At 74.2% G+C, this 18,350-nt stretch carries 14 protein-coding genes; 7 read left to right on the plus strand and 7 right to left on the minus strand.

What is annotated here, in order from left to right; genetic code table 11:
- The first annotated feature begins 34 nt into the window (after positions 1-34).
- The 3 genes from NQO67_RS28385 to NQO67_RS28395 are packed head-to-tail and all read left to right on the plus strand — an operon-like array spanning position 35 to position 7,049.
- Positions 35-1,213 carry an ATP-binding protein gene (locus tag NQO67_RS28385; protein WP_255953130.1) on the plus strand — a complete coding sequence of 393 codons (1,179 nt, stop codon included), beginning with the start codon at positions 35-37 and terminating at the stop codon, positions 1,211-1,213.
- The gene (locus NQO67_RS28390) at positions 1,210-4,962 is read left to right on the plus strand and encodes a vWA domain-containing protein (RefSeq protein WP_255953131.1); all 3,753 of its coding nucleotides are present in this window, start codon (positions 1,210-1,212) and stop codon (positions 4,960-4,962) included. Before NQO67_RS28385 ends, NQO67_RS28390 begins: the two co-directional genes overlap by 4 nt.
- Positions 4,959-7,049 carry an SWIM zinc finger family protein gene (locus NQO67_RS28395; protein ID WP_255953132.1) on the plus strand — a complete coding sequence of 697 codons (2,091 nt, stop codon included), beginning with the start codon at positions 4,959-4,961 and terminating at the stop codon, positions 7,047-7,049. The genes NQO67_RS28390 and NQO67_RS28395 overlap by 4 nt, the downstream gene beginning before the upstream one ends.
- Positions 7,050-7,270: 221 nt before the next feature.
- Here NQO67_RS28395 and NQO67_RS28400 read toward each other — a convergent pair whose 3' ends face one another.
- On the minus strand, positions 7,271-7,687 hold the full coding sequence (locus tag NQO67_RS28400) for a PIN domain nuclease (protein ID WP_255953133.1): 417 nt from the start codon (positions 7,685-7,687) through the stop codon (positions 7,271-7,273).
- Positions 7,684-7,899: a type II toxin-antitoxin system VapB family antitoxin gene (locus NQO67_RS28405; protein ID WP_255953134.1), complete on the minus strand. Its 216-nt coding sequence runs from the start codon at positions 7,897-7,899 to the stop codon at positions 7,684-7,686. The genes NQO67_RS28400 and NQO67_RS28405 overlap by 4 nt, the downstream gene beginning before the upstream one ends.
- Positions 7,900-8,112: 213 nt before the next feature.
- Here NQO67_RS28405 and crcB (NQO67_RS28410) point away from each other — a divergent pair, with 213 nt between their 5' ends.
- From crcB (NQO67_RS28410) to crcB (NQO67_RS28420), 3 genes are read left to right on the plus strand one after another with little or no spacing between them, the layout of a single operon-like run.
- Positions 8,113-8,598 carry a fluoride efflux transporter CrcB gene (crcB, locus tag NQO67_RS28410; protein WP_374119178.1) on the plus strand — a complete coding sequence of 162 codons (486 nt, stop codon included), beginning with the start codon at positions 8,113-8,115 and terminating at the stop codon, positions 8,596-8,598.
- A 5-nt stretch (positions 8,599-8,603) separates the two neighbouring features.
- On the plus strand, positions 8,604-9,017 hold the full coding sequence (locus NQO67_RS28415; protein WP_255953175.1) for a DUF190 domain-containing protein: 414 nt from the start codon (positions 8,604-8,606) through the stop codon (positions 9,015-9,017).
- Positions 9,014-9,388, plus strand: a complete 375-nt coding sequence (gene crcB, locus NQO67_RS28420) for a fluoride efflux transporter CrcB (RefSeq protein WP_255953135.1) — start codon at positions 9,014-9,016, stop codon at positions 9,386-9,388. The genes NQO67_RS28415 and crcB (NQO67_RS28420) overlap by 4 nt, the downstream gene beginning before the upstream one ends.
- Positions 9,389-9,450: 62 nt before the next feature.
- Here the strand turns inward: crcB (NQO67_RS28420) and NQO67_RS28425 are convergent, their stop codons facing one another.
- The 5 genes from NQO67_RS28425 to NQO67_RS28445 all read right to left on the minus strand — a co-directional run bounded on the left by NQO67_RS28425 (position 9,451) and on the right by NQO67_RS28445 (position 16,128).
- A complete protein-coding gene (locus NQO67_RS28425; protein WP_255953136.1) occupies positions 9,451-11,214 on the minus strand; it encodes a discoidin domain-containing protein in 1,764 nt (587 codons plus the stop codon).
- Positions 11,207-12,778 carry an alkaline phosphatase D family protein gene (locus tag NQO67_RS28430; protein ID WP_255953137.1) on the minus strand — a complete coding sequence of 524 codons (1,572 nt, stop codon included), beginning with the start codon at positions 12,776-12,778 and terminating at the stop codon, positions 11,207-11,209. Before NQO67_RS28430 ends, NQO67_RS28425 begins: the two co-directional genes overlap by 8 nt.
- A gap of 79 nt (positions 12,779-12,857) precedes the next feature.
- Positions 12,858-13,691, minus strand: a complete 834-nt coding sequence (locus NQO67_RS28435) for a carbohydrate ABC transporter permease (protein ID WP_255953176.1) — start codon at positions 13,689-13,691, stop codon at positions 12,858-12,860.
- A gap of 119 nt (positions 13,692-13,810) precedes the next feature.
- A complete protein-coding gene (locus NQO67_RS28440) occupies positions 13,811-14,794 on the minus strand; it encodes a carbohydrate ABC transporter permease (RefSeq protein ID WP_255953138.1) in 984 nt (327 codons plus the stop codon).
- Positions 14,791-16,128: an ABC transporter substrate-binding protein gene (locus NQO67_RS28445; protein ID WP_255953139.1), complete on the minus strand. Its 1,338-nt coding sequence runs from the start codon at positions 16,126-16,128 to the stop codon at positions 14,791-14,793. Before NQO67_RS28445 ends, NQO67_RS28440 begins: the two co-directional genes overlap by 4 nt.
- 761 nt (positions 16,129-16,889) lie before the next feature.
- Here NQO67_RS28445 and NQO67_RS28450 point away from each other — a divergent pair.
- Positions 16,890-17,921, plus strand: coding sequence for a LacI family DNA-binding transcriptional regulator (locus NQO67_RS28450; protein WP_255953140.1), 1,032 nt, complete (start codon positions 16,890-16,892; stop codon positions 17,919-17,921).
- Positions 17,922-18,350 lie beyond the last annotated feature (429 nt).

Here is an 18,350-nt window from a genome sequence, read left to right on the forward strand (position 1 = left end):
TCCTGACGACGGATCGAGAAGAGAGAGACACCGCATGACCATCGCTGAGCAGGCACCGGCACCGCCGGCTCCCCGGCAGGTGCTGCCGGCAGAGGAACGCCACGCCACCGAGCTCGCCTTCCTCGCCGCCCACGACGACGGGGCCCGCCCGCCCGGCTGGGTGCTCACGCCGCGCGCCGTGGTGACGTTCGTGTGCGGCAGCGACGGCGAGACCCTGGAACTGCCCAGGTCCCGGGCGAAGGCCGCGGGCGCCGACCTGCCCGCCAAGCTGGCGATCACACCGAAGTTCGTCGGTGAGCGTGCCCTCGTCGAACGCTGCGTGGTCACCCTCGCCGGCGAGCGCGGCCTGCTGCTCGTCGGCGAGCCCGGCACCGCCAAGTCGATGCTGTCCGAGCTGCTGTCCGCCGGCGTCTGCGGCACCAGCGCGCTGACCGTCCAGGGCACCGCGGGCACCACCGAGGACGCCTTCCGCTACGGCTGGAACTACGCGCTGCTGCTCGCCCAGGGCCCCACCAGCCAGGCGCTCGTCGACTCACCCGTGCTCACCGCCATGCGCACCGGCCGCGTCGCCCGTATCGAGGAGATCACCCGCTGCCTGCCCGAGGTGCAGGACGCACTGGTCTCCATCCTCTCCGACCGGCGCGTCAGCGTGCCGGAGCTGGCGGGCGGGGACGACGCGACGGTCTCCGCCGCCGCCGGCTTCACCGTGATCGCCACGGCCAACCTGCGCGACCGGGGTGTCTCCGAGATGTCCGCCGCCCTCAAGCGGCGCTTCAACTTCGAGACGGTGCACCCCATCGCCGACGTCGACGCCGAGATGGCGCTGGTCCAGCGGCAGGCCACGGCCACCGTGGAGCGGGCCGGCGCGGCCTTCAGCGTGGACGACGCGGTGCTGGACGCACTGGTCACCGTCTTCCGCGACCTGCGCTCCGGCCGCTCGGCCGAGGGCTGGGACGTGGAGCGCCCCGGCACGGTGATGTCCACGGCGGAGGCCGTCCACGTCGCCGCCTCCCTCGGGGTCGCCGCGGCCTACCTCCCGGGCGGCGACGTTCTCGACCTCGTTCCCGGGCATCTGCTGGGCGCCGTCCGCAAGGACGACGCCGCCGACCACGAGCGGCTGCTCGGCTACTGGGACGGCCCGGTGCGGCGCCGCGCCGAGAGCGGCTCAGCGATGTGGCGGCGGCTGTGGGACCTGCGGGAGAGCCTGCGGTGACGACCAGCCAGGCGACGGAGCCAGCACCGGGGGACGCGGCCGACATCGGCCTGGACCCCCGGGCCGTGGTGGACGCCCTCGCCGGTGCGCAACGGCCCTTCCTGCTCGGCGTGCGCCATCACAGCCCCGCACTGGCCGCCGTGGTGCCGGCGCTGCTCGACGCGGCCGGGGCCGAGACGGTGTGCGTGGAGCTGCCCGCCGACTTCCAGCCGTGGATCGAGCACCTGGGCGACCCCGCCACCCTCGCTCCGGTGGCGCTCGCCGGGTCGGGCAACGACGGACGGCTCGGCTTCTACCCGTTCGCCGACTTCTCCCCGGAGCTGGCCGCGATCCGCTGGGCCAGGGCGCACGGGGCGGAGGTGATCTGCTGCGACCTGCCGCTGTCCGACCCTGGGTGGTCCCCGCCCGAGGCGCCCGGCGGTGCAGGGCCGGACGGTGCAGCCCCGGACGGTGCGACCGCGGGGCCGCACCGCCGGGCGCCCCGTTTCGGCGACGCGCTCGCCGCCGCGGGCACCGGCCGTGCGGGTGACGACATGTGGGACCGCTCCGTCGAGGCGCTGGCCCCCGGCTGCCCGCCGGAAGCGGTGCGGCGGGCGGCACTGGGCGTGGGCTGGGCCCTGCGCCGCGACGCCGAGACCGGCGGCGGCGTCCCCGCCACGGACCGGGCGCGTGAGGCGCACATGCGCCGCACCGTGGCCGCGGCCGCAGCCGCGGGCAGGCAGGTCGTCGCGGTGATCGGCGCGTTCCACGCGGCCGCGCTGGTCGAGCCCGCAGGGGCTGGCGGCGGATCGGCTGGCTCCGCGTCGGATGCCGCCGCGTCGGACGCCGCCGCGCGGGCCGGCGTCTCCTCGGCCGCCGGCGCGCCCGCACGGACCGGGGCGGGCCAGGGCAGCGGTTCCGAGCCGCCCGTCACCTCCCTCGTGCCGTACACGTTCGACCTGCTCGACTCCCGGTCCGGCTACCCGGCGGGCATCCGTGACCCGCGCTGGCAGCAGGCGGTGTTCACGGCGGGCGGCGACCCGGATCGAGTCCACTCGGCCGCCGCCCGGTCGGTCACCGACATCTGCCGGGAGCTGCGGGCCGCCGGGCACACCGCGGGCACCGGGGAGGCCGCCGAGACGGTCCGCCTCGCCAACGACCTGGCCCGGCTGCGCGGGCTGCCCGCCCCCGGCCGCGGCGAACTCCTGGAAGCGGTCGGCACCGTCCTCGGCCAGGGTGAGCCGCTGGGCCGCGGCCGAGCGCTCGCCCGCGCCCTGGAAACGGTCATGGTCGGCACCGTGCGCGGCCGGACCGCGCCCGGCACCCCGCGCTCCGGGCTCGGCCCGGCCGTGGAGGCCGAGCTGGCCGAATTGCGCATGCCCGATCCGCACGCCCCCGACCCCCGCGAGATGCGCCTCGACCCGCTACGCTCCGACCTGGACCGGCGCCGCGAGACCCTGCTGCGCCGCCTGCTGATCTGCGGCGTCGGCTACGGGCAACCGACGCAGGTCGCCGGAACGGGCGACGGCGCCGCGCTGACCACCCGCTGGCAGATGGCATGGACCCCGTCCGTGCCCGCGCTGCTCGACCTCGCGGGCGTGCGGGGGGTCACTCCGGCCCTGGCCGCCGAGGGGACGCTGCGCGAGACGTTCCGCCGCGAGGTCGCGGAGGGCGGCCCCACCAGCCCGCAGCTCATCGGCGGGCTGCGCGCCGCCGCCGAGTGCGACCTGCCCGACCTGGTCGACGACCGGCTCGGCAGAGCCGCCGACGTGCTGCCCGCCGAGGCGTCCCTGCCCGAACTGCTCGACGCCCTCGACCTGCTGGAGTCGCTGCGCCGGCAGCACCTGCCCGGCACCACGCCGGAGAGCCGCGAGGGCACCCTCGCGCTCTCGGAGACGTTGCTGGACGCCGCAACCCGGGCCCTGCCGGGACTCGCGGGCAGCGAGGACCCGCAGGACGCCGCCGCCCTGGTCGCCTTCGCGACCCGGGCCGCCGAACAGCGGCTCGGCCTGAGCATGGACCACGTCCTCGGGCAACTCGTGCGCACCGGCTCCCCGCTCATCCAGGGCGCGGCCTCGGCGGCCCGGGTGCTCCTCGACCTCGACGGCCCCGACACCCTCGGCGCCCGCGCCGCGGGCTGGATCGACACGGCCACGCACGCCGACGCCAGGCTGCGCCTGTGCCGCCTGCTCACCGGGCTGCTGTCCGCCGCCGGCCCGCTGCTCCAGGCGACCCCCGCGATACTCGACCCGGTCCTGGACCGTATCGACCACCTCACCGACCAGGACTTCCTGGACCGGCTGCCCGCGCTGCGCGGTGGCTTCGACACATTGTCGCCGGCCGGGCGCGACCGGCTGCTGGCGACCGTCGACGAACGTCTCGGCGACCGCCTCGACCTCACCCTGAGCGCCCCGCCGGAACTTCTCGCCCTGTGGACCGCCGCCGACGCGGCCGGCCTCGCCGCCCTGGAGGCCATCCGGCGCGCGGCTCCGGAACCGGTCACCGTCGACGGCCATCCGGTGGCCGATGTCGCGACAGGACGGGGGACGGACGAGGCGGACGAGGCAGGCGAGGCAGGCGGGACGGACGAGGCAGGCGGGACGGACGGGACGGACGCGAAGCCGCAGACCGAGTCGCGTGCCGGGTTCCGGCGGCTCGCCCCGGTCGACCGCTGGCGGCTGCTCCTCGGCCGCGAGAGCCAGCAGCTGCCCTCCGGCTGCCGCCGCTACGCGAGCGCGCTCGACGAGCTCTACGGCAGAGGCAGGGGCGAGGGTGCCGCCGACTTCGCCGGTGGCCACGGCGACGGCGGTGGCCGGGAGGCGTCGTTCCCCACCGCGCGCGAGTGGGGCGAGGAACTCCAGGCCCTGTTCGGCTCGGAGATCAGGGAGGAGGTGCTCGCCCGCGCCGCCGACGCCGGGCGCACAGACGTCCTGTACGAGCTGGACCCGGGCGCGGTGCGGCCGTCCGTCGAGCTGCTCACCTCGGTGCTGTCGCTCGCGGGCGGCATGCCCGAACAGCAGCTGGCCAAGCTGCGACCGCTCGTGCGCCGCCTGGTCGACGAGCTGACCAAGGAGCTGGCCACCAAGCTGCGGCCCGCGATGACGGGCCTCAACACCCCCGTGCCGACCCGTCGCCCCGGAGGGCGGCTCAACCTGCCACGCACCCTGCGGGAGAACCTCGCCCACGCCCAGCGGCTGGACGACGGCCGCACCGTCGTCGTCCCGGAACGGCCGATCTTCCACACCCGCACCAGACGGCAGGCCGACTGGCGGCTGATCCTCGTGGTCGACGTCTCCGGATCCATGGAAGCGTCGGTGATCTGGTCGGCGTTGACCGCCGCCGTCCTGGGCGGGGTGCCCACCCTGTCCACCCACTTCCTCGCCTTCTCCACGGAGGTGATCGACCTCACGGACCGCGTCGAGGACCCGCTGTCCCTGCTGCTGGAAGTGCGGGTGGGCGGCGGCACACACATCGCCGCGGGTCTGGCGCACGCCCGTGGCCTGGTGACGGTGCCGAGCCGCACGCTCGTCGTGACGGTCAGCGACTTCGAGGAGGGCTACCCGCTCGCCGGTCTGCTGGGCGAGGTACGCGCGCTGGCCGGGTCCGGGGTGCACCTCCTGGGCTGTGCGGCGCTGGACGACGCCGGTGCCCCGCGCTACTCGGTGCCCGTCGCCCAGCAGCTCACCGCGGCCGGGATGCCCGTCGCCGCACTCAGCCCCCTCGCCCTCGCCCGCTGGGTGGGCGAACGCCTGCGAGGAGACTCCCGTTGAGCACACCGATCACACCGCAGGCATCGACGACGTCAGCCCATCTGCCGCCCGCGGCGCCGCACGTGGTCGCCGCCGCCGTGGAGGCGCTCACGTCCCGGCTCCGCAAGAAGCTGGACGCGGCGGTCGAGAGCTACGCAGCGGCGCCCACCGAGACCGGCGCCGACGGCGACGGCGTCGTCCGCGTCACCTGTGGCGCCGACGCCGTGGTCACCCTCTCCCCGGGGCCCTCGGGTGCGGTCACCGGCGAGGACGAGGCGACGTGCAGCTGCCTGCTGGCGCCGCGGTGCCTGCACCGGGCGGCCGTCCTCAGCGCCTGCCCGGTGGCCGACGCCGATGAACTCCCGCGGCCGGACGAGGGCCCAGGGCCGGAGACGACCGCCGGGGCGGGCGGCGAGCGGCAGCCCGCATCCGGCGCCGAAGCGACCACCACGTCCGAGTCCGAAGCCACCACCACGTCCGAGTCCGAAGCCAGGACCACGTCCGAGTCCGAAGCCAGGACCACGTCCGAGTCCGGATCCGAGTCCGGATCCGAGTCCGGATCCGAGTCCGGGGCCGGATCCGAGTCCGGGCCCGAGTCCGGACCGCCCGTCCGTGTCGAGCCGAACCCCGCCCAGCGGGCCGCCGCCACCGCCGTGTGGTCGGCCGCCGCTGCCGTCCTCGCCGCCGGGGTGCCCGCCGCGGGCGCCGTGGCCCAGGCCGAACTGCTCCGCGCGGCGCACGCTGCCCGGCTGGCCGGCCTGTACCGGGCGGAGGCGGCCTGCCTGCGGGTGGTGCGTGGCCTGCGTGCCGCACGTGACCGCCGCGACGACCACCGCCTCGCCCACCTGGTCGCCGCGCTCCACGAACTGCTGCTCGTCTCGGGCCTGGTCGCGGCGTCCGACGGCGACCCGGCGCTGGTGGGCGTCGCCCGCCGCGGCTACGAGGCCGGCGGCGGCCTGCGGGTGTACGGGGTCTGCCGCGAGCCGGTGATCAGCGCCACGGGCTACGGCGGCGTGGTCACCCATGTGCTGTCCGACGACGGCCGCTGGTTCTCGATCTCCGATGTGAAACCGGGCGGGCTCGCCCGCGCCAGGGGAGCGGCCACGGCCCCGGTCGCGATCAGCGGCGCTGCGATGGACCATCGCAAGCTCTCCCGAGGCGGCCTGCTGATCAGCGGGGCCACCGTCTCGCCGGACGGCCGTCTCGGCGCCGGCAGGGGAGTGCGGGCCAACGCCGTGGCCGGGCTGCCGTGGTCCGGCACCACGGGGCCGTTGGCGGAACTCTTCGGCCGCCCGCTCGCCGAGGCGGTGGCCGCGCGGCTCGCGGAGGAGGGCGCGGGGTCCGAGGACACCGGCTCCGGCCTGGTCGGCTGCGATCTGACGGTCGTGGGTGGCATGGGCGAGTACCTGCTCGCCAGGCAGACACCGGCGGCATCGGGCGACGCCCCGGACCGCGAGCCCTTCGGCCCGGTGATCCGGCTGGCCGCCGCCAACCCCCATCCGGAACTCGCCCACACCCACAACCTGCGGCAGTTGGCCGCCCGCCCCGGCCTGCGGATCAGGGCCGTCGGCAGGCTCGACCCGAGCCGCGCCGTCACCCTGTACCCGCTCGCGGTCGGCCCGGTGCCCGGCGCCGGGAACACGCTGCGGCTGCCCGACGCCTGGTCGGGGCACGCGGACCTGGGATACGACCGGCTCCAGGGCGCGCACTTCCCGCCGGGCGAAACGGGGACGCCACCGGTCACGGCCGTCGCTGACCTGCTGGCCGACTCCCCGCTGTGGCGGGCCCGGCGCCTGATCGAGCTGGCCGTTGCGGGCGGGCGGCGGCCGGTGGCGGAGTCGGCGCGCGCGGCCGGTGCCCGCGAGCACATCGCGTCGCTGCACCGGGCGGGCTTCCGTACGGCGGCGGAGCTGGCCACCGCGCTCGCGGCCGAGGCCGACCGCCGGGAGCGTGACGTCTTCGGGCGGCTCACCGACGCGGGCTCCGGCAACGACCGCTACGCCTGGGCCTGGCTCGCCGCGGTGGCCCACCTGGCGGCCACGGAGCGCGCGTTGGTGCAGTCGTCCTGGCAGGCCGCTCCGGCCGTGGCGGTGCCCGCGGCCACCTGAGGACCCGGGTGGCCCACCCACCTGGTGGGCCACCCCGTCAGCTCCCCGCCCGGCCGACGGGGTGCAGCCGGGGTTCAGTCCGACGGATGCAGCCGCAGCCACGGGTCGGCGCGTTCGGCGTGCAGCTCGCGGCCGAGGCGCCGGTACGCGTCGCGCATCACGCCCACCGTCGCGCGGTCGTACGTCGTGAACGACTTGAGGACGGCCAGCGCCGAGCCGGGTCAGTCGGTCGTGCCGGGGGCGACGACCCAGCGGGTGGTCTGGCCGGTGACCGTGGCGATCATGTCGTAGTCACCGTCGTAGTGCAGGACGACGGCACCGTGCCGCTCGGCGGTCGCCGCGATGACCAGGTCCGCCACCGGGAGAGCCCGCCAGTTGCCGGAGGCGATCAGCTGCGTCCGCACCTCCAAGGCGCGGTCCCACACCTCGTCGGGCGTCGCGAGCCAGTCGAAGCCCCGCATTTCGTCACGAATGCGTTCCGCGTCGGCCTTCGAGCGCGCACCGTGCAGAACCTCAAGCTCGACGGCGCCGCATACGGCAAGCAGGCCCGCAGCGTGCAAGGGGTCGATCACGGCGCGCACGGCAGGCTTCGGGTAACGGGCGAGGGCGGACTTGTCGATCAGGAAACGCTCGGTCATGCGGCTCGGTGGTTGTCTCCGGAGGCGTCGACGGGGCCGGTGAGGTCCGGCAGGCCTCCTTCGGCGAGCCAGCTCAGGAAGGAGGCACGCTTGCGGCGTTTGATGGCGTCCTCCAGCGCCGCGTTGACCGTGGCCACCTTGGTGGTGGTGCCGAAGATCTGCGCCGCTTCGGCCAGCATCTCGTCATCGACGTCGATCACTGTTCGCGCCACGGAGTCCTCCTTCGACCGGCACCACGGCCTCATGATGTCAAATCTTGGGGAACTCGATATCGAACGGCCGCACGGTGCCGGGCGTGCGTCGGGGGCGAGGCCGTCCATGAGGAACCCGGCCGGCGCGACGAACGGGGCCGGTATCCGGAGTCGTCCGACCCTCCCGGGGCGCCGATACGGAGTGGCGGATTCCGTTCCCAGTAGGGTGAGCGCGTGGCCGAGGCCCGCCCCCCGACGGTGAACGATCCGCCGCAGTCCGGCGCGGGGCTGCGCGTGCCCGTGCAGCGGCGTGGCCGCCGCCGTGGACAGGGCGCGGTCGTCGCGGTGGTGTCCCTGGGCGGCGCGATCGGCGCCTGCGCACGCTACGGCGCCGCGCTGCTGTGGCCGACCGCGACCGGCACGTTCCCCTGGACGACGCTGGGAGTGAACGTCGTGGGGTGCGCCGTCATGGGCGTCTTCATGACCGTCATCAGCGAGGTGTGGGCCGCCCACCGGCTGGTGCGGCCCTTCTTCGGTACCGGGGTGCTCGGCGGGTTCACCACGTTCTCCACCTACGCGGTGGACATCCAGCGGCTGGTGGACGACGGCCACCCGCGCGTCGCCGTGGCGTACCTGGCGCTGACGCCGTGCGCCGCGCTCGCGGCCGTGTGGGGCGCAGCGGACGCCAGCCGGCGCGTCATCCAGTGGAGGCAACGATGAGCAGAATGCGACTGACGGGGCCCGCGCTGCGCCTGACGGTCTACGTCGGCGAGCACGACACCTGGCGCCACAAGCCGCTGTTCGCCGAGCTGGTGCACCGCGCCCACCAGGCCGGTCTCGCCGGCGCCTCGGTCTTCCGCGGCATCGAGGGCTTCGGCGCCTCGTCGCTCATCCACACCAGCCGGCTGCTGTCGCTGAGCGAGGACCTGCCCGTCGCCGTCGTCATCATCGACACCGCGGAACGCATCCACGCCTTCCTGCCCCAGCTCGACGAACTCGTCACCGAGGGCCTGGTCACGCTCGACGAGTGCCGGGTGATCCGCTACGCCGCACGCGGTGCGGAGCCGCCCGGCGGGGCATCCGGCGGTACGGCCCGCGACACTCCGGGCGGTCCCACCAACGGGGGAACGCCACGGTGAACTGGCTCCTCGTGGTGGCCGGCGCCATGGTCGGCGCGCCGCTGCGCTACCTGACCGACCGCGGCGTGCAGGCCCGGCACGACACCGTCTTCCCCTGGGGCACGTTCCTCGTCAACGTGGCCGGCAGCCTGGTGCTCGGCCTGGTCACCGGCGCGGCGCTCGCGGGCGCCGCGTCCGAGCCGGTCCGCCTGCTGCTCGGCACCGGCCTGTGCGGCGCCCTGACCACGTACTCCACCTTCTCCTACGAGACGCTGCGGCTGGCCGAGGACGGCGCCCGGCTGTTCGCCGTGCTCAACGTCGTGCTCAGCGTGGCGGCCGGGCTCGGCGCGGCGTTCGCGGGGGCGGCGCTGGCCGCGGGGGCGTGGGGCTGAGCCGGATCCCGTCCCACCGTCGGGACCCGGCCGCCCGGTCCATCTCCTGTTCCCCTACTCCGCTACTCCACCGCGATCTCCGCCGCCGAGCAGAACGAGCCGCCGCTCGCCGACGTCGCTTCGAGGCGGACGTAGCGGGCCGTGACGGGGTCGAAGTCGGCCGTCTTCAGGCGGGCGTCGGCCGGCCAGGTGCCGTCGGCGACCTTGGCGAAGTCCTGGCCGTCGGTGGAGACGTAGACGTTGTAGGCGGTGATGGTGCCGTTCAGGTTGCCGTCGAAGCGCGGCTGGTAGGTGAGGGCGTGGATCTGCTTCGGCGCCTTCAGGTTCACGGTGATCGACTGGGGCAGCGGGTGCGGCGGGGAGTACTCCGAGTGCCAGAAGGTGTCGATGTCGCCGTCGACGGCGTCCTCGGGCGGCCGCCCGGGGTGGTAGCTCGTCGCGATGGCCGGCGCCTCCGTGCAGTCGGCGGGCAGCGACACCGTCACGTCGGTGCGTACGCCGCCGACGGTCACCGTGACCTGTCCGGTGGTCGGGTCCTCGGCGGTGTTCGTGGTGCCGCCGGTGCCGTCAGCGCCCTCGTAGGGTGCCGAGATCCGTACGGGCAGCGTCGCCGCCTGCCCGGCGGGCACGGTGAGCGTGCCGGTGGCGGGCTCGACCGTCAGGGGCGCGGTCGCCGTCGCGGTGACCTGGTCGGTGAGGTCCTGGTCGGTGTTGTTGACCACCCGGGCGAGCGTGGCGCCCTTGCGGACGCCGAGTTCGCAGTGGTCCAGGGTGACCCTGCCCGGCACGGCCGCGCGGGTGATCGGCTGCCCGGCCGTCAGCACCGCCCAGCCGAACGGCGCGTCGGCGTAGTAGTCCGCCCGGCACCGCGCGGACGCCTCGGCGGACCGGCCGGCGTCGAAGTCCGCCTTGCACGCGGCACGGTCCGGCAGGTCGGCGGCGTACGCGGTGTCCACGTGGGCGTCCTTGACGGTGCCGTGCGCGAAGACGTACCCGCTCTGGCGCACCGTCGCGGCGGCGGAGCGCGAGAAGAACGCGTCCTCGTAGCCGTAGGTCTCGGTCAGCGTCGTCCAGAAGGCGCCCGCCGCGCAGTCGACGGGTTGGAGGGGCGCCGGGTCGACGCACCGCCCTGAGCGGTAGTCACCGCCGAGCACGGGCACCGTGTCGATGCCGTCGCTGTCGTCGCCCTTGCCGGCGCCGCCGCCGCTGCCGTCGACGACCGCGTGCAGGGCCCGCACCGCGGGCAGCGGGTCACCGGCGGCGTGCGCGGCGACCACCGGCAGCCGCAGCCGGGTGCCGTGCCGGGCGAGTACGGCGTACGCCTGGTCCTCGCTCTGCACCCGTACGAAGCGGCCGGGCTCGACGGTGTCCATCGTCGTGGTGTTGACGACGATCGCCGACTCGCGCACCGAGGCGTCGGAGGCGAAGACGCTACTGCCGGGCGCCACCAGCGCCGTGTAGCGGTCGCCCGTGGCCTCGCCCAGCGCGCGGGCGAGATGGCGCGCGCCGGGGCCCAGCACCTCCGTCAGCAGCAGGACGTCGGGTGGGCGCGGGGTGCCGGCGGTGAGCCGGCGCACGAAGGTGTCCAGGTCACGGGTGTCGGCGGCGTCGGCGGGGCGGAGGGCGTCCTGGAGGTCGGCGGAGACCACCAGCGCGTCCCCCGAGGTGCCCGCCGGCTCGCGCGCGGCGCTGAGCGGCCAGTGCACCGTCGCCAGGCCCGTCGTGGCGAGCACCAGAGCCGCGGCCACCAGCGGCACGAGGACGGCGGCGTGGCGTCTGCGGCCGCGGGCCGCCCGCCAGGCGCCGCGGATCGTTCTCTCACGCATCCTGCACCCCGGCCCTTCCCGCCTCGACGACGAACGACCTGCGCAGCGAGGTGGTGCCGCCCGGCTTGGTCACCTGGTCGACGACCAGGTAGTCGGTGGTCCACAGCTGCGGGGTCACCCGGCAGCGCAGATAGCCGCGCTGGTTGTTGAAGAACTTCAGATGGGCGTTGGACGCCAGCCACTCCCGGCCGCCCTCGGTCATGTCGGTGCCGTTGCCGCCGGAGGTGACCGAGGTGCCGAGGAACTCCGTCGCGACGGGCCTGGCGTCGGGGTCGTCGAAGTCCAGCTTCAGGTCGGCCGCGCAGTTCACGTGCGCGTCGCCGGACATGACGATCGGATTGGCCACCCGGCGCTCGACGACGCCGTTCAGCAGCCGGCCGCGTGCCGCCGCGTAGCCGTCCCAGGTGTCCGGGTTGAGCTGCTGGAGGCCCGGGTCGGTGAGCCGGTCGAGCTGGAACATCATCACCTGGTTGGCCAGCACGTTCCAGGTGGCGTGCGAGGAGCCGAGACCGTCGAGCAGCCAGCGCTCCTGGTCGGTGCCGAGCATCGTGCGGTCCGGGTCGGTGCGCCGTCCGATGTCCTCCGGGCTGCGGTACTGCCGCTCGTCCAGCACGAACAGGGAGGCCAGCGCGCCGAAGTCGAGCCGCCGTGCGAGCGGCATCGTGAAGCCGCCGGGCAGTGCGGCCGGGGCGAGCGGCAGGTGCTCGTAGAAGGCGCGGAACGCGGCGGCCCGGCGGCGCAGGAAGTTCTCCGGGGTCGCCCCGGTTGGCTCGCTGTTCCCGGCCCAGTTGTCCTGCACGTCGTGGTCGTCGACGAGCGTCACGAAGGGCGCCGCCTGGCGGGCGGCGATCAGGTCGGGGTCGGAGCCGACCAGCGCGTGCCGCAGCCGGTACTGCTCCAGCGTGACCGTCTCGGCGCCGTGCGCGGGGGACAGCGGGACACCGCGCACCCCGCCGGACGTGCCGATGCCGTTCTCGTAGATGAAGTCGCCCAGGTGGACGACGGCGTCCAGGTCCTGGTCGGGCAGGTGCCGGTAGGCGGTGTAGAAACCGGCGTCCCAGGCCTGGCAGGAGACGAAGGCGAGGTTCAGCGGGACGGTGGCGCCGGGCGGCGGCGCGGTCCTGGTGCGGGCCACGTCGCTGAGGTGGCCGCCGGCGGAGAACCGGTACCAGTACACGCGCCCGGGGCGCAGACCCCGGACCTGCACATGGACCGCGTGCGCCAGCTCGGGACGCGCGGTGGCCGTGCCACGGCGCACCACCCGGTGCATCGCCTCGTCCTCGGCGATCTCCCAGCGCACCGGCACCGACCGCGGGGGCATCCCGCCGAACCCGTCGTCGGCGAGCGGCTGCGGCGCGAGCCGCGTCCACAGCACGATGCTGTCGGGGCGCGGTTCGCCGGAGGCCACCCCGAGCGAGAAGGGGTGGTCCGGCAGAACCGCGGTGCCCTTCCGCCGCCCCTGCGCCTGCGCCAGCGGTCGGAAGGCCAGCAACCCGGCGGCGCCGGCGCCCAGGGCGAGCAGTGACCGGCGGGGTAACGGGGCGCCCGTGCCACGCATGTGCATACCGACTCTCCGTTCGCCGAACTGTTGGGTGCTGCGGTGGTGGTGCCGTACGACCGGGAAAGCGCCGGCGGACGGCCCGTCAGCCCTTCACGCTGCCCTCCGTCAGACCCGTGCGCCAGAACCGCTGGAGTACCACCATGGCGGCGGCGAGCGGGACGACGGAGACGAAGGCGCCGCCGATGGTGAGCTGGTCCATCTCCGGGATCCGGTCAGCGGTCGCCTGCCAGGTGGTCAGGCCCAGCGTGACCGGGTACTTGGAGTCGTCGGAGAGCATCACCAGCGGCAGGAAGTAGTTGTTCCAGATCCCCACGAACTGGAAGAGGAAGACCGTCACCAGTGCCGGGGTCATGATCCGCAGCACCAGCGTGAAGAAGATCCGCGGCTCCCCGGCGCCGTCCACCCGGGCGGCCTCCAGCACCGTGTCCGGCACGGCGGCCTCGGCGTAGATCCGGCACAGGTAGACGCCGAACGGGCTGACCACGCTGGGCAGCAGGATGGCCCAGTAGGTGTTCGCCAGGTGCAGCCGGCTGAACATCAGGTACATCGGCAGGGCCAGCGCCGTGGTGGGCAGCAGCACCCCGGCGAGCACGCTGCGGAACACCGCCTCGCGCCCCGCGAAGCGGTACTTGGCCAGCGCGAACCCGGCCGAGGCGGCCAGCAGGGTCGCGGCCACCGCGCCGACGCCCGCGTACAGCAGGCTGTTGAGCACCCAGTGCAGGTAGATGTGGTGGTCGTAGGTGACCACCGACGACAGGTTGTGCCACCAGCGGGGGTGCTCGAACCAGAGCCCGAAGGTGCCGAAGAGGTCGCCGGTGGACTTGGTGGAGGCCACCACCAGCCAGTAGATGGGCAGCAGGAAGTATCCGGCGCCCGCCGCGAGGGCGACGTACAGCAGGACGCGGGACGGGTGCACCCGGGGGCGCCCGGCGGCGGGCGCGGCACCGGCGCGCGCGGGGGTGCGCCCGGTGCCGTCGGCGCTGTCGGTGCTGCCGGCGCTGTGAGCGCTGCCGGCGGGAGGGGTCGTGGTCGCGCTCACCGCTTGCTCCTTCGGCTGCTGCGGTTCACCAGGGCGAGGAAGCCGAACGACAGGACGCAGGCCACGAGGGCGAGCAGCACCGACTCGGCGGCGGCCAGGTAGACGTTGTTGTTGGCGAACGCCTCGTTGTAGGCGGCCAGGTTGGGCGTGTAGTGCATGTTCACCGCGGACGTCAGCGGCTTGATCACCAGCGGTTCCACGAACAGCTGGAGGGTGCCGATGATGGAGAAGACGGTGGTGAGCACCAGGGCCGGGCGGATCAGCGGCAGCTTGATGTGCCAGGCGACCTGCCAGGCGTTCGCGGCGTCGATGCGCGCGGCCTCGTAGAGCTCCTGCGGGATGGACTGCAACTGGGCCGTCAGGACCAGCATGTTGTACCCGGCGAACTCCCAGATCACGATGTTGGTGATGGACCACAGCACGCCGTCGTAGCCGAGGAAGTCGGGCTCGAGACCGATGTGCCCCAGGATGTCGCTGATCGGGCTGACCCCGGGCACGTACAGGAAGCCCCACAGCACGGACGCGATCACGCCCGGCACCCCGTACGGCAGGAAGTAGGCGGCCCGGAAGAACTGCGCCCAGCGCTGCGAGGCGGCCTGGAGCAGCAGCGCCAGCGCGGTGGACAGCACGATCATCAACGGCACCATCACCACGCCGAACAGCAGCACCCGGCCGAAGCCCTCCAGGAAGTCCTGCTGGGCGAGGGCGAGCCGGTAGTTGGCCAGACCGCCGAAGCCGACCGTGCTGTGCCCGAGCCCCTGCGGCCCGGAGCGGTGCACGGTCAGCAGGCTCTGGTACACCGCGTAGCCCACCGGCGCGGCGAAGGTGAAGGCGAAGAGGGCGACGAAGGGTGCGAGGAAGCCCCAGGCGGCGCGGTCGGGGCGGCGCCGGCGGGGCGTGTCGCCGCTCCCCGGCGGCTTGCCGGTCGCGGGTGCTGCGGTGTCCGGTGCGGCGGTCGTGGCACTGTCGGGCCGGCTCATGCGGCGCTCCTCGCCTTCAGTCCCTTGGCCAGCAGGTCGTCCACCGCGCGTGCCTGGACGTCGGCCAGCGCGTCGGTGAACGTGCCGTGGCCCGATGCGGCCTTCTCCAGGGCGTCGGTGAGGTGCGAGTAGAGGGCGTCGGTGGTGGGTGGCCACTTCCAGGAGGTGTCCACGTGCTTGTCGGACGCGGCGAAGACGGTGTTGTAGCGCTGGCCGCCGAAGAACGGGTCGGGCTTGTCGAGCGCGGACCCCTGGAAGACGTCACGGGCGGCCGGCCAGCCGTATCCGGCCGGCACCAGCAGGTCGATGCTGTCCGGGTCGGTGTTCAGCCAGTGGGCGAACCGAAGGGCTTCCTCGGGGTGCCGGCTGCCCTGGAGGATCGCGGTGGAGGAGCCGCCCCAGTTCGCCGAGGCGCTCTGCCCGGCCCGCCACTGGGGGAGCGTGGTCACCGCCCACTTGCCCGAGGTGCTGGGGGCGTTGCCGCGCAGCAGCGCGTCACCCCACTGCGCGGCGAGCCAGGTGAGGACCCGGCCGTCCTGGAGGTCCTTGTACCAGCCGCTCTGCATGTCGGGCTCGACCAGCACCAGGCCGTCGCCGACCATGCGGTCCCAGTAGCCGGCGACCTGCCGGGAGGCGGCGTTGTCGATGTCGACGACCCAGGTGTCGCCGTCGGTGCGGATCCAGCGGGCACCGTTCTGCCAGGCGAAGGCGATGAACCAGCTGGCCTGGTTGGGCGGGAACGCGCAGATGTACGACCCCTTGCGGCGCACCGCGCGGGCCGCGTCCTCGTACTCCTGCCAGGTGGTGGGCGCCTTGACGCCCCAGCGGGCCAGCAGGTCCCTGCGGTAGAACATGCCCATCGGCCCGGACGCCTGCGGAATCGTGTAGACGTGGCCGCCGAAGACGCCCTGCTGCCACTGCCAGGGCACGTAGTGGTCGCGCAGCGCGTCGGCGCCGTAGGCACTGAGGTCGGTCAGGCCCTGCACCAGCATGAAGGCGGGCAGTTCCTGGTACTCGACCTGGGCGAGGTCCGGCGGGTTGCCGGCGCGCAGCGACGAGTACATCTTCTGGTAGCCGCCGGTGGTGTTCGCCGGGATCAGCTGCACCTCGACGTGGATGTCGGGATGCGTGCGGTTCCACAGGTCGACGGCCTTCTGCAACGGGACCCAGGTCCAGAAGACCAACTCCACGCGGCGGCCCGGGCGGTGCGGTGCCTCGGAGGTCATGCGCGCCGCGCTGGCCGAACCGGCACAGCCGGCCAGCGCAGGGCCGGCGGCGAGCGCGGCGGCGCCCAGCCCCAGCACGGACCTGCGGGCCGGTCGGTTGTGCTCCATGGAACTCCCTCGTTCGATGTCACCACGACCGGTACGGCGCTTTCCCGGGGGATGCCGTGGTCCACAGTCGCTCCGCGACGGGCCGGACCCCCAGCCGAAGAGCAGGCCGGCCGGGGTGACCGGCGCGGAGCGCGCGGGAAACCTAGGTAAAAACATTAATTATTATTTTGGCCACGCAACCTAAGGTGTCACCCGCGACAGGTCAACCCCTCGAACCCCGCCCAGGGCACGCCGAGCGCCCCGACCATCTGCCACCCCCGCCCGGTCACTTCACCGCCCCGGCGGCGAACCCGGGGCGACCAAGGGCAACCACACCCGTATGGCGCCCTCCGACCGTGCAACTGGCGCACCACATAGCGGAGTTCGGTGCGCCCGGTACTGCGGACGTGCGCGACGGCGGCCTGAAGGCATACGACAGGAAAAGGATTTCTTAACTTTCCCCGCTGGAGGCTAGGGTGGCCCTCCGGGAGGGTCAAGAGAGCCTCTCTGGGGAAGCCGCAGAGGCCCTCGCCATGTTCGGAATTTCGTACGACCGTGCGCTACGCTCGGCGCGTCCCCCCGCCTCGTCCCGCTGGACCATGGCCCCGGCAGCCCGGGACCGGTGCGGTGTCCAGGCCCGACTCAGCAGAGGAAAAGGGTTGCCGAGAAGAGTGGAAGAGGCCGCGGAAGTGCCCGACGCGGCTTCTGCGTCGGCACCGGCGTCTGCACCGGCGTCGGCGCCGGCACCGAGGGCGGCCGGGGGTGCCGCACCCGGCGGCCGTGTGGGGCGCCCGCGCCACGCCGGCACCTCCGGCGTCGCACCCGTCACCATCACCGACGTCGCCGCCCGTGCGGGCGTCTCCGTGGGTACCGCGTCCAAGGCCCTGAACGACCGGGGCAAGCTGCGCGCCGAGACCCGCGAGCGGGTCGCCGCCGCCGCCCGTGAACTCGGCTTCCGGCCCAACGCGATGGCGCGCGGCCTGCTGGCCGGCCGCAGCTTCACCGTCGGACTGCTCACCACCGACCATGTGGGGCGCTTCAGCCTGCCGGTCCTGCTGGGCGCTGAGGACGCGCTGGGCGCGGGGGAGATCTCGGTCTTCCTCTGCGACACCCGGGGCGACGCGATCCGTGAGCGCCACTACCTCCAGGCGCTCGCCTCGCGCCGGGTGGACGGGATCATCGTCACCGGCCGCCGCACGGACCCCCGGCCGCCGTTGCCGGTACCGCCGCAGGTGCCGGTGGTGTACGCGATGGCGCCCTCGGCCGACGAGGACGACATGTCGCTGGTCCCCGACGAGGCGCAGGGCGCGAGCATCGCGATCGACCACCTGGTGGCCGGCGGGCGCCGGCACATCGCGCACATCACGGGACCGGCCCGCCACCACTCGTCCCGGGTGCGGGCGGCCGCCGTCGAACAGGCCCTCTCCGCCGCGGGCCTCGAACTCGCGGGCGGGCGGGTGCTGTACGGGGAGTGGAACGAGCCCTGGGGCCGGCAGGCCGTCCATCAGGTGCTGCGTGCCGAGCCGAAGTGCGACGCGATCTTCTGCGGCAGTGACCAGATCGCCCGCGGGGTGGCCGAGAGCCTGCGCGAGTGCGGGCGCGTCGTCCCGGACGACATCGCGCTGGTCGGCTACGACAACTGGGACGTGATGGCGACCGCCTGCCGCCCGCCGCTCACCACCGTCGACATGGACCTCGGCGAGTTGGGGCGGGCCGCGGCGGTGCGGTTGCTGCGCGCCATCGACGGCGAGATCACGCCCGGGGTGACGCACCTGCCGTGCCGGCTGGTCGTCCGCGACTCGACGGGGCCGTAGCGCCCCGTGGGGGGCGCCTCTTCCGGGTTTTCCGGTTTCGGCCGGTGGCCGGGTGCGGCCGGGTGCCCCGTTGGGCGGCTTGGGGCGGTCTGACGGTTTGTCGTGGTTGTTGCGCAGTTCCCCGCGCCCCTTGGGAGCGCTGGTGCGCTCTTGCGGGGCGGTGCCTTTCGGGTTCTGGTTCATCGGTGGTGAGGCCGCTGTAGCTGGGTGGGTGGGTCGGTGCCGTGGGGGTATGTACGTGCTCGGGCCGGCGCGATTGCCCCAGTCCGTCGGGTGTGCGTGCGTCCTGCGGCGGTCCCTGCGCGCGCACATACCCCCACGGCACCTTCTCGCCGTCCGCGGCTTTCCCCCGATGGTCATTTTTCTCCTTCACCCTTCCCTGGGGTGTCGCCCTATCGGGCGCAGGAAGGGGTCTTATGGAGGCGTGTC

The sequence above is a fragment of the Streptomyces odontomachi genome, from assembly GCF_024435355.1.
GTDB lineage: Bacteria > Actinomycetota > Actinomycetes > Streptomycetales > Streptomycetaceae > Streptomyces > Streptomyces odontomachi.